Genomic DNA, 11,317 nt, shown 5'->3' on the forward strand with positions numbered 1-11,317 from the left:
ATCGGTAACCCCGTTGTTCCGGAGCTGGTCCTTACTCCACGCCTTTCAGATCACGCAGTCGGCGCGTCTGCGCCTCCCGTTCGGCGCTGTCCTGCTGGTCGTAGGAGCGTCCCGGCGCCCCGGCCACCAGCGCCTTGATCTCCGCGACCGCACCCGCGTCCGCCGTCAGGATCGCCGCGGCGAGGTCCGCGACCGCGCCGTCCAGCTCGTCGCGGGGCACGACGGCGGTGGCCAGCCCGATCCGGTCCGCCTCGTCCGCCGCGATCCGCCGGCCGGTGACGCAGATCTCCAGCGCCCGGGACGGACCGACGAGTTCGGTGAGCCGCTTGGTGCCCCCGAGATCGGGAACGAGTCCGAGGGTCACTTCGGCCATGGAGAAGCGGGCGTCGTCCGCGAGAATCCGCATGTCGCAGTTGAGGGCGAGCTGGAATCCGGCGCCGATGGCGTGCCCCTGCACGGCCGCGATCGTGACCAGCGACGGACGCCGCAACCATGTGAAGGCTTCCTGGAAGCCGGCAATCCGATCCGCGCACTCTTGGGGTGACAAGTCGGCCAGGGCGGGCAACGAAGAATCGCCGTCACCCCGTGCCACCGACAAGTCGAGTCCGGCGGAAAAAGCGCGTCCCGCTCCTTGGACAATGACGACTCGGACGTCCCCCGGCATTTTCCGGGAAATGTCGACGAGCTCGGACCACATGGCCGGTGTCTGCGCATTGAGCACATCGGGCCGGTTCAACGTTACCGTCGCGACCGGCCCGTCCTGCTCATACCGAACGGCCTCGGATCCAGGGGTTGCGCTGGTCGTCACGCCTTCTTGCGGCGCCTCGCGCCGCCCCGCTGGCGAAGCTGTACGCCCGACTCGGTGAGCACCCGGTGCACGAACCCGTACGACCGTCCGGTGGATGCGGCCAGGGCCCGAATGCTCTCGCCGGAGGTGTAGCGCTTCACCAGGTCTTTGGCGAGCGTCTGGCGCTCACTCCCGACGATTCGACGACCCTTCTCAGTGCTGGTGGCTGTGCCCGTGGCTGCCATGTTGAATCCTCACGTCCCAGACTGTGCGGTTCGATACGGTCCCACCTATTAGACCGCCTCCAACGATCATGCGCTAGGTATCTCGGCTTAGCGAGCGTGCCCTTTTAGCACTGTCAGGAACCCGACGATGACCACGGCCATCAATGTCAGACAGTTGCCAGTGACGCGCGATCGAGCGCCAATGAAGCGCCTCGGACACCTTTCGGCGGGGCCGCGACGGCCTCCACGCCGGCGGCGGGTTCCACCCGATCAAGGCCTGATGACCTGCACAAACATCATCCGGCCGAGGGACCGACAACGGTGTCACGCAGCGTCTAACGAGCGTTCACCCTCAGGCATGATGGCCGGCCGGACCGGGTCTGCCGGCACGCGCCGGACGCGCCGCCGGGAGCCCGGGTGGCGGTCGATGCCCGATCGACGTCGCACTGTCTGTGTGGGCACCAGTTGACAACTGACGATGCCCATGATCCCCGATCAAGCCCGGCCGGGGGCCCGCGTCGGGCCCCCGTCGTGGATCAGGCGAGCTCCACGAGCTCCAGCAGGTCGTCGCTCCAGGCGTCCTCGTCGCCGTCGGGCAGCAGGATCGCCCGGTCGGGCTTCAGCGCCTGCACCGCGCCCGCGTCGTGGGTGACGAGCACGATCGCGCCCGGATAGTTGGCGATCGCGTCGAGCACCTGCTCGCGGCTGACCGGGTCGAGGTTGTTGGTGGGCTCGTCGAGCAGCAGCACGTTGGCGCCCGAGCAGACCAGCGTGGCCAGCGCCAGCCGGGTCTTCTCGCCGCCGGAGAGCACGCCCGCCGGCTTGTCGACGTCGTCGCCGGAGAAGAGAAACGCACCGAGGATCTTCCGCAGCTCGGTGTCGGTCTGCTCCGACGCGGCGCTGCGCATGTGCTCCAGGATGGTGCGGTCCACGTCGAGGGTCTCGTGCTCCTGGGCGTAGTAGCCCAGCCGCAGGCCGTGGCCCGGGCGCACCTCACCGGTGTCGGAGTTGAGGTGGCCGCCCAGGATCCGCAGCAGGGTGGTCTTACCCGCGCCGTTCAGCCCGAGGATGACGACCCGGGAACCCCGGTCGACGTTGACGTCCACGTCGGCGAAGATCTCCAGCGAACCGTACGACTTGGAGAGGCCGACCGCGGTCAACGGGGTCTTGCCGCACGAGGCCGGGTTCGGGAAGCGCACCTTGGCCACCTTGTCCGAGGTGCGCACCTCCTCCAGGCCGCCGAGCAGCTTCTCCGCGCGGCGGGCCATGTTCTGCGCGGCCACCGTCTTGGTCGCCTTGGCGCGCATCTTGTCGGCCTGGGCCATGAGGGCGCCGGCCTTCTTCTCCGCGTTGGCCCGCTCGCGGCGGCGGCGGCGCTCGTCGGTCTCGCGCGACTCGAGGTACGTCTTCCAGCCGACGTTGTAGACGTCGACGACCGAGCGGTTGGCGTCGAGATACCAGACCTTGTTGACCGCGGCGTCGAGCAGCTCCACGTCGTGGCTGATCACCACGAGCCCGCCCTTGTGCTGCGCCATGTAACCGCGCAGCCAGGCGATCGAGTCCTGGTCGAGGTGGTTGGTCGGCTCGTCGAGCAACAGGATGCCCTTGCCGTTCTGGCCCGAGTTGGCGAACAGGATCCGGGCCAGCTCGATCCGGCGGCGCTGACCGCCGGAAAGGGTGCCGATGGTCTGCGCCAGCGCGCGGTCGGGCAGGCCCAGGTTGGAGCAGATGCGGGCGGCCTCCGCCTCGGCCGCGTAACCGCCCAGCGCGGCGAACTGGTCCTCGAGCGCGCCGTAGCGCCGGACCAGCTTGTCGTCGGCGCTCTCCTCCAGCTCGACCTCGAGCTTCTGCATCTCGGCGAGGAGCACGTCGAGACCGCGGGCGGACAGCACCCGGTCGCGGCCGGTGACGTTCAGATCGCCGGTACGCGGATCCTGGGGCAGATAGCCAACTTCACTCGTTCGGCTGACGTCGCCCGCGTAGGGCTGGCCCTCGCCGGCCAGGACCTTGAGCGTCGTGGTCTTGCCGGCGCCGTTGCGGCCGACCAGGCCGATCCGGTCTCCCGGCTGCACCCGCAGGGTGGTCGGGGAGAGCAGGATCCGGGCGCCGGCGCGCAGTTCGAGTCCGGTGGCGGTAATCATGACGAGAAGTCTCGCTCTCGGGGAGAGGCTGGCTCAGGGCACACGGAAACGCCGGCCGGTGTATCACGCGGTCGGCGCGGGGCAGGTCAGCCTTCGCAGAGCAGCACCCGACGATTGTACCGGGCGGCCTCCGCGGACACCCACCCGATTAGGCAGCAAGATCATCGGGTACACGGCCGAGCACACGAGCCGAGCGCGGCCGGTGCCGGGAGGACGAGATGGAACTCAACGAAAACGCCGAGATCGACACGAGCCAGATCGACGATCGGCGCTCGTCCGGCGGCGGTGGAGGCGGCGGCATCGGCGGCCTTCCCATCGGCGGCGGGGGCCTGACGGGCATCATCGTGACCGTACTGCTCGCCGTCGTCGGCGGCTACTTCGGCATCAACGGCCTCAGCGGCGACGGTGGGGAGCCACAGAGCGGCGACAACACGAGGTTGCGGCAGGAGTGCGCGCAGCCCGACAAGGTCAAGAAGCTCGAGTGCCGCAACACGCTCTACGTCAACGCGATCCAGGACTACTGGGTCGACGCGTACCCGCAGCACTTCGGCGAGGCGTACAAGCCGGCCAAGACGGTGTTCTTCGCCCAGCGGGTCCGGACGGGGTGCGGCGCCGCGGATTCCGGCGTCGGCCCGTTCTACTGCCCCGCGGACGACCAGGTCTACATCGATCTGACGTTCTACAAGCAACTGGCCGACCAGCTCGGGGCGCCGGGCGAGTTCGCGCAGCCGTACGTGCTCGCCCACGAGTACGGGCACCACATCCAGGACATCTCCGGCACCGAGAGCGAGATGCGCCGTGCCCAGCAGCGCGACCCGGACCAGGCGAACAAGCTGTCGGTGAAGCTGGAGTTGCAGGCCGACTGCTACGCCGGCGCCTGGGCCAAGAACGCGACCGGCGCCGACGACCGCAGCGGCCGGAAGCTCTTCAAGAGCATCACGGAGCAGGACATCCAGGAGGGCCTCGACACCGCCGCCAAGATCGGTGACGACACCCTCCAGCAGCGCGGTGGGGGCACCATCAACCCGGCCGAGTTCACCCACGGCACGAGCGCTCAGCGGCAGCAGTGGTTCCAGACGGGCTTCCAGAGCGGTTCTCCGAAGAGCTGCGACACCTTCGCCACCGGAGCTGTCTAGCCATCGAGCGGAAAACCCGTTGTCCGGGCGGGGCGGCGGACGCCACCATGGCTGCGTGACCGTACTGAGCCTGTCGAAGCCCACTGCCGCCGCCGCACCCGTCCGGGCAGCGCGACAGCAGCGTGGATCCGGCGGCCCGGCGGTCCCCGTACCCGTGTCATGACCGGGGCCTTCCTGGCCGGCGTCATCGCCGGCTTCGGCGTCGCCGTGCCCGTCGGCGCCATAGCCGTCCTGATCGCCGGTCTCAGCGCGCGCACCTCCCTGCGGGTCGGCGCGGCCGCCGGACTGGGCGCGGCCACCGCCGACGGCGTGTACGCCCTGATCGCCGTCCTCGGCGGTGCCGCCCTCGCCGGAGTCATCGCCCCGATCGCCGCTCCCCTGCGCTGGGCCGCCGCCGCGGTCCTCCTCCTCCTCGCGGCGCACACCGCCTGGTCGGCGCTCGCCAACCCGGCGACCACCCGCGAGACGGACCGGACCACCCCGGCTGCGGCGTACGTCGGCATCCTGGGTCTCACGCTGCTGAACCCGGCGACGGTCGTCTACTTCGCCGCGCTGGTCCTCGGACGCGGCGGCGAGGGCGGGGGCGCCTGGTTCGTCCTCGGGGCGTTCCTGGCGTCGGCGAGCTGGCAACTGCTGGTCGCCGGCAGCGGCTCACTGGCCGGCCGCTTCCTCACCGGCGCCCGCGCACGGCTCATCACCGCGCTGGTGTCGAGCGGTGTGATCGCGGTGCTGGCCATCGGCCTCGTCGTGTGACAGGTCAGGGCGCTAGGTGCTCGACGGTGTTATAGCCGTCGAGCACCAGCCGCCCCGAGGACCCGTCGAACCGGGTGATCGAGGCGTTGCGGACCGGACCGGCGTCGGCCACGGCGGCCACGGCCTCCCAGTCCAGACCCTCGATGACGGATCGCATCATGAGCACCACCGAGTCGTGCGCGACCACCATCACGCGCCGCCCGGCATGCGCCCGCCGCAGATCGTCCAGAAACGAGCCCAGCCGGGTGGCGACGTCCTCGAACGCCTCCCCGTTCGGCGGGCGGTAGCGGTATTCGCCGACGGCCGCCAGCCGCCCAGGCTCGTCCGGAAACCGCTGCGCGATTGCCGCGCGGGTCAGCATCTCCAGGTCGCCCAGCAGCCGGTCGACCAGCCGGTCGTCGGTGCTCGGCGCCGGCAGCTCCAGCCCGGAGACCGCCGCGGCGAGCCGCCAGGTCTCCCGGGCCCGTACGTACGGTGAAGTGACGACCACCTGGGGCACCCGCCCGGCCGGAAGCGCGCCGAGCCAGCGGCCGACCGAGCGTGCCTGCTCGGTCCCCAGCCCGGTCAGCGGCACATCCGCGTCCCGGCCGGACAGCCCGGACTCCAGCAACCCGGCCGCGTCGGCTTCGGGAAAGGCCACGTTGGAGGCACTCTGCCCGTGACGGATCAGGACCAGTTCGGCGACAACATCCACAATCATTAACCTATCCGGGTACGGCCGGAGTACAGCACCGCGACGATCCGCTCGAACCGCAGGATCATGTCGTCGGCGGTCTGCTCGGGGTGATGCCGCCACCAGGCGACCGCGGCGCTCACGGTGCCGTACCAGAGGTGGGTGGCGAAGTCGGCGTCCAACGGCTCGTCGGGCGCGGAGTCGAGGAAGTCGGCCACGCCGACCGCGCCCAACCGGTTGAGTTCGCGCCGGTACACGACGGCCGCGTCATGGAGCTCGCCATCGCTCGGCAGGGTCGAGTCGTAGACGAGCGCCCAATCGTGCACGCGTGATTCGAGGGCCCGGAAGATGGCCTCCAGGGTGCGCGCGGCGCGCGTGAGGTCCGAAGGCCCCTCCTGGGCGGACCGCACGGCGGCGACGAGGCGAGACCCGGCGCGCTCCACGCAGGCGAGGTAAAGACCGTCCCTGGACCTGAAGTACTCGTAGATCAGGGGCTTGGTGATCCCCGCGAGCGCCGCCACGTCCGCGGTCGACCCGCGCGCGTAGCCCTTTCGCGCGAACTCCCCCGCCGCCGCGTCGAGGATCAGCTCTTCGCGTTCCTTGCGGGGCATCCCCTTGGTGCCCACGGCCCGCGTGAGGTTCTGCTTGCCCATGGCCCCACCCTATGCCAAAGTGACCGCACCGTAACTTACCCTGCGTTCAGATAGGTGGTCGGCTGTGAGCGGCAAGACGCGTTCGTGGTGGGGATGGGGACACATCGAAGACGCCGTGGCCGGCCCGGAGCGCGAGGAGCTCACCCGGCGCACCGCGAAAATGCTCCCGGGCGCGGACCTCACCGTGCACGAGGCGCCACCGGTCGAATCGTTCGGCGTCGGCGCCAGCCGGATCCAGGCGCCGCGAGCCATCGAGTCGATCGTCTCGCAGGACGCCCGCGACCGGCTCGCGCACAGCCACGGCCAGGCGTTCCGCGACGTGGTGCGTGCCCTGCTGGGCAAGCTCCCGCACGTGCCCGACCTCGTCGTGCGCCCGACCTCGGAAGAACAGATCGTCCACGTCCTCGACTGGTGCACCGACGCGAACATCGCGGTCGTCCCCTTCGGCGGAGGCACCTCCGTGGTGGGAGGCGTCGAGCCCCGGATCGGCGACGCGTACGCCGGGATCGTCAGCCTGGACCTGACCTCGCTGAACCGGGTCCTGGACATCGACCCGACGAGCAGGGCCGCGCTCGTCCAGGCCGGGGTGCTGGGCCCGCACCTGGAGGAACAGCTCCGGCCCCACGGATACACGCTGCGGTTCTTCCCCCAGTCCTTCGAGTTCTCCAGCCTCGGCGGTTGGCTGGCCACCCGGGCCGGCGGACACTTCGCCACCCAGCTCACCCACATCGACGACCTCACCGAGTCGCTGCGGGTCATCACCCCCAGCGGCGCGATCGAGACCCGCCGGCTTCCCGGGTCGGGCGCCGGGCCGTCCCCGGACCGGATGTTCCTCGGCTCCGAGGGATCGCTCGGCGTCATCACCCAGGCATGGGTACGGCTCCAGGAACGTCCCCGGTGGCGGGCCGGCGCCTCGGTCGGCTTCGCCGACTACGACGCCGGCGTGCGGGCGGTGCGCGCGCTGTCCCAGTCCGGGCTGCACCCGGCGAACTGCCGGCTCCTGGACCCCATGGAGGCGATGATCAACGCGGGCTCGGCGACCTCCGTCCTGGTGCTGGGCTTCGAATCCGCCGACCACCCTGTCACCGCGTGGATGAAACGGGCCCTGGAGCTGTGCCGCGACCACGGCGGAGTCCTGCCCGAGCCGCCCCGATACACCGACACCGCCGACCAGGAAGCGCGCACCGCGGCCGCCGACCACTGGCGCTCTTCCTTCCTGCGCATGCCGTACCAACGGGACGCGCTCGCCGCTCAGGGCATGATCGTGGAGACCTTCGAGACCGCGTGCACGTGGGACCGGTTCGACGCCCTGCGCGCGGCAGTCAACGCCGCGGCACAGGACGCCATGGACGAGGCCGGCGCCATCGGCGTCGTGACCTGCCGCTTCACCCACGTCTACCCGGACGGCCCCGCACCGTACTTCGGCATCTACGCCGCCGGCGAATGGGGCAGAACCGTGGAGCAGTGGGACGAGATCAAGGCAGCGGTCTCCGACGCCCTCATCTCCCACGGCGCCACCATCACCCACCACCACGCCGTGGGCCGCGACCACCGCCCCTGGTACGACCAGCAGCGCCCCGACCTGTTCGCGGCCGCCCTCCAGGCGGGCAAGACAACACTCGACCCGGCCGGCATCCTCAACCCCGGCGTGATCATCGACCCGGCACGCACCCGCTGACTAAGCTCTGCGGATCTCTCTCGACGACAGGACCCGGATGAGAATCGCGTACGACGGCCACACACCCTGGACCGCACCCACGGCGTGGATCGCACCCACCGCCACCCTCATCGGCCAGGTTCGGATCGGCGAACACAGCAGCCTCTGGTACGGCGCGGTGATCCGGGCCGACGGCGACAGCATCACCATCGGCGAGCAGTCCAACGTCCAGGACGGCTGCGTCCTGCACGCCGACCCCGGCATCCCGCTGACCGTGGGAAACCGGGTGTCCGTGGGCCACAACGCGACCCTCCACGGCTGCACCATCGGCGACGACGTCCTGATCGGCATGGGCGCCACCATCCTCAACGGCGCCCGGATCGGCAACGGCGTCCTCATCGCCGCCGGCGCGCTCGTGAGCCAGGACGCCGACATCCCCGACGGCGTACTGGTGGCCGGCGTGCCGGGAAAGATCCGGCGCGAGCTCACGCCCGCCGAACTGGCGGACATCACCGACAACGCCACCTCTTACGTCGACCTCGCCGCCGCCCATCAACGGCACATCACCGCGGACGCACCAATGGGGGCCTGACACGGCAAGGCCGCACGGTGGGCGTGCCGGGCGGGCGCTACGCGTCGCGCACCAGGATGCGGACCGCCCGGGCCGAAGCCACCGCCTCCTCCAGCACCGCCCGGCGCGGCTCCGGCACGTCGAGGAAGCGGTCATGGCGCAGCGGCACGAGGGCGGCGAGCGTCGGCGCGGCGAGAATCGTGTCGACCGCCGTACGGTCGCCGCCGGTGACCAGGACGCTCAGGGTCCGTACGTTCGGAAGAAGAACGCGCGCCGCGACGGCCGCGCCATCCGCGGCGGCGGCCTTGGCCTGATTGTCGCGGCGCCGGGCGAAACGCTGCTGCGACCAGCCACCGGCGGCGGTCCGACCCTGCACGTAGTGGGTGTCGACCTTCGACGTGATCAGCTCCGGGCCGTCCGCGACGCCCGCCGCCACGGCGCCCTTACGCGCCAGCAGCAGCCCGATGCGGCGCGATGCCGACGCCTCGACGTGCAAGGAGTCAAAGTCGGTCACGGCCGGAGCGCCGGGCGGCGGGAACAACTCGGCCGTGGCGCCGTCCGTACCCGTCAAAACCAGGCCCTGTGCGGTGTGACCGCCATGCCGGGACGAAAAATTCTCGACCCAGCGGGCGAGCCGCTCCGGGGGCACGTCGACCCACCGTCCCCCGCCGGCTGCCGGACGTGCGCTCATGACCTTCAGCGTACGGTGGCGTGCGCATCCGTTTCTAAACCCCAGCGATAGCGGCGCATGAGGTGGGCTTGACCTCACCCGGGCAGGCTTGTCGAGCAAGCACGCCATGGGGAAGGACCACCGTTGAAGATCAAGCTGCCCAGCCTCGTTACTGTCGTGGGGACGACCGTCGCCGCCCTCGCCGCGAGTCTCTGCACACCAGTCGCAGCTTCAGCGGCCGCAGTCACCGGTCCGCAGGTTCCCAAATACGTGATGTCGCAGCGCGACGTCCACCTCGACTGGGAAACCGGAACATTCGTCGGCAACGGTGGGTTCGTCGCCTTCACCACCGTCGCCGGTGCCGACTACTACGAGGTCCTCGTCACGAACGGCACCAACCGGCAGTTCTTCAAGCTCACGCCGGACGCGGCCCACAAGGCCCCCGGTTCGCGTCTGTCGGTCAACGTCGCTTACGACCAGTGCACGGACTACACGGTGTCGGTCACCTCGCGCAACAGTCTCGGGCAGAGCGCCGTGCAACGCCTTTCCGAGTCGGCGGCACGCCCGGGCGGCATCCGCGCGGCGTCCGCCAAGCGCGGCACCGACCCGACCACCGCCACATTCACCTGGACGCCCCCGGCGAACTGGGGCTTCTTCGTCGACAAGTACGCCACAGCCGCGCGGGAGGACAAGACCCTGCCGCAGTGGCGGGCCGCCGTCTACTACCAGGTGGAGCTGGTCCGCATGGCCGACAACAGGGTGGTCCAGTCGAAGTGGGTGTCGGGCGGCACCGACCGCAAGGCACCGGTCACCTTCAATGCCACCGGCCTGACGGCGAAGGGCGCCTACATGCTCCGCGTCAGCACGCAAAACGACGTCGGCGGCTGCGGCAACAAGACCGGCAAGATCCTCCTCAACAAGGTCAAGTAGTCCCAGAAGGACCCGCGCGCTGGCCCGGTCCCGGCATGTGCCGGGGCCAGGCACCGAGGCTGGCGCCGAACCAGCGGCGATCGGGTAGCTCATCGCCGGGTGGCTCATGGTCTGGCTCATCGCCGGGTGGCCCATCGTCTGGCCCATCGCCGGGTGGCCCATCGTCTGGCCCATCGTCTGGCCCATCGCCGGGTGGCCCATCGTCGGAGGTCCGGGGTGGCATGATCCGGCTCATGACGCATTCGCTGGTCGACGAGATCATGGAGCGGCTGGTGCGGTCCTACGAGGCCGCCCGCGATCCGGAACGCGCCGTGTCTGCCGCGGCCTACATGCGTGACCAGTTCGCGTTTCTCGGTATCGCGTCCCCGGCCCGACGCGCGCTCGACCGGGTCGTGCGGGCTGGGCTTCCCGCCCCCACCGAGGAAGATCTCAGCGCGGTGGCGACGGCCTGCTGGGAGCGGAAGGAACGGGAGTATCAGTATTTCGCCTGCGACTGGCTACGCGCCCACGTGGCAAATGCGGGGCCGAACTTCCTGCTGACAGCCCACACTCTGATCACCACGAAGTCGTGGTGGGACACCGTCGACGCGCTGGCGGCCCACGTCGTCGGCGGTCTCGTCGCCCGGCATCCGCAGCTCCGCGTCGAGATGGACGCCTGGGTGGAGGACGACAACATGTGGGTCGTCCGCACGGCGATCCTGCACCAGCTGAACTACCGCCAAGAGACGGACACGGATCGGCTGTTCGGGTACTGCACGCGACAGGCGGGTCACCCGGACTTCTTCGTGCGCAAGGCAATCGGGTGGGCGCTGCGACAGTACGCCCGAACGAATGCCGAGGCGGTTCGTGGCTACCTTTCCCAGCAGGGGCATGTGCTGTCGCCGCTGTCCGTTCGCGAGGCCGCGAAGCACCTCTGATCGCTCCCACCAAGCGCAGGACGCCACGCCTCACTCCGCGCACGACACGGCCCGCCACGCAACGCGACGAGGCACAGCCGGACACGCGACCCGACGCGACGCGACGCGACGCGACGCGACCCAGCGCGACGCGACCCGACGCGACGCGACGCGACGCGACCCAGCGCGACGCGACCCGACGCGACGCGACGCGACGCGACGCGAC

The 11,317-nt window shown here is 70.3% G+C and carries 12 protein-coding genes; 6 read left to right on the plus strand and 6 right to left on the minus strand.

The features are described from left to right. Window positions 1–31: 31 nt before the first annotated feature. The 3 genes from AB0M36_RS30560 to AB0M36_RS30570 all read right to left on the minus strand — a co-directional run bounded on the left by AB0M36_RS30560 (window position 32) and on the right by AB0M36_RS30570 (window position 3,152). Window positions 32–808, minus strand: coding sequence for an enoyl-CoA hydratase/isomerase family protein (locus tag AB0M36_RS30560; RefSeq protein WP_364164431.1), 777 nt, complete (start codon window positions 806–808; stop codon window positions 32–34). After that, on the minus strand, window positions 805–1,032 hold the full coding sequence (locus AB0M36_RS30565) for a helix-turn-helix domain-containing protein (protein WP_015620263.1): 228 nt from the start codon (window positions 1,030–1,032) through the stop codon (window positions 805–807). Before AB0M36_RS30565 ends, AB0M36_RS30560 begins: the two co-directional genes overlap by 4 nt. Before the next feature lie 515 nt (window positions 1,033–1,547). Then, complete coding sequence (locus AB0M36_RS30570) at window positions 1,548–3,152, minus strand: ABC-F family ATP-binding cassette domain-containing protein (protein ID WP_364164434.1); 1,605 nt, start codon at window positions 3,150–3,152, stop codon at window positions 1,548–1,550. Window positions 3,153–3,370: 218 nt separating this feature from the next. Here AB0M36_RS30570 and AB0M36_RS30575 point away from each other — a divergent pair, with 218 nt between their 5' ends. Then, on the plus strand, window positions 3,371–4,288 hold the full coding sequence (locus AB0M36_RS30575; RefSeq protein WP_364164437.1) for a neutral zinc metallopeptidase: 918 nt from the start codon (window positions 3,371–3,373) through the stop codon (window positions 4,286–4,288). A gap of 159 nt (window positions 4,289–4,447) precedes the next feature. Continuing rightward, entirely contained in the window at window positions 4,448–5,041 is a 594-nt protein-coding gene (locus AB0M36_RS30580; protein ID WP_364164440.1) for a LysE family transporter, read from the plus strand. 4 nt (window positions 5,042–5,045) lie between these two features. Here the strand turns inward: AB0M36_RS30580 and AB0M36_RS30585 are convergent, their stop codons facing one another. After that, window positions 5,046–5,735: a histidine phosphatase family protein gene (locus AB0M36_RS30585; protein WP_364164531.1), complete on the minus strand. Its 690-nt coding sequence runs from the start codon at window positions 5,733–5,735 to the stop codon at window positions 5,046–5,048. A 5-nt stretch (window positions 5,736–5,740) separates the two neighbouring features. After that, a complete protein-coding gene (locus AB0M36_RS30590) occupies window positions 5,741–6,367 on the minus strand; it encodes a TetR/AcrR family transcriptional regulator (protein ID WP_364164442.1) in 627 nt (208 codons plus the stop codon). Window positions 6,368–6,431: 64 nt separating this feature from the next. On the opposite strand from AB0M36_RS30590, the gene AB0M36_RS30595 reads away from it, so the two are divergent. Together AB0M36_RS30595 and AB0M36_RS30600 are read left to right on the plus strand one after the other, a co-directional pair. Then, window positions 6,432–8,045, plus strand: coding sequence for an FAD-binding oxidoreductase (locus AB0M36_RS30595; protein WP_364164445.1), 1,614 nt, complete (start codon window positions 6,432–6,434; stop codon window positions 8,043–8,045). Between the two features lie 37 nt (window positions 8,046–8,082). Then, complete coding sequence (locus AB0M36_RS30600; RefSeq protein ID WP_364164448.1) at window positions 8,083–8,616, plus strand: gamma carbonic anhydrase family protein; 534 nt, start codon at window positions 8,083–8,085, stop codon at window positions 8,614–8,616. A 37-nt stretch (window positions 8,617–8,653) separates the two neighbouring features. Here the strand turns inward: AB0M36_RS30600 and AB0M36_RS30605 are convergent, their stop codons facing one another. Beyond that, window positions 8,654–9,286, minus strand: coding sequence for an acVLRF1 family peptidyl-tRNA hydrolase (locus tag AB0M36_RS30605; protein ID WP_364164451.1), 633 nt, complete (start codon window positions 9,284–9,286; stop codon window positions 8,654–8,656). Between the two features lie 123 nt (window positions 9,287–9,409). Here AB0M36_RS30605 and AB0M36_RS30610 point away from each other — a divergent pair, with 123 nt between their 5' ends. Together AB0M36_RS30610 and AB0M36_RS30615 are read left to right on the plus strand one after the other, a co-directional pair. After that, window positions 9,410–10,195 (plus strand): hypothetical protein, encoded by a 786-nt coding sequence (locus tag AB0M36_RS30610; RefSeq protein WP_364164454.1) that lies wholly within the window; start codon window positions 9,410–9,412, stop codon window positions 10,193–10,195. A 233-nt stretch (window positions 10,196–10,428) separates the two neighbouring features. Next, on the plus strand, window positions 10,429–11,112 hold the full coding sequence (locus AB0M36_RS30615) for a DNA alkylation repair protein (protein ID WP_364164456.1): 684 nt from the start codon (window positions 10,429–10,431) through the stop codon (window positions 11,110–11,112). The last annotated feature ends 205 nt before the right edge of the window (window positions 11,113–11,317 follow it).

Source organism: Actinoplanes sp. NPDC051346 (genome assembly GCF_040682215.1).
Taxonomy (GTDB): domain Bacteria; phylum Actinomycetota; class Actinomycetes; order Mycobacteriales; family Micromonosporaceae; genus Actinoplanes.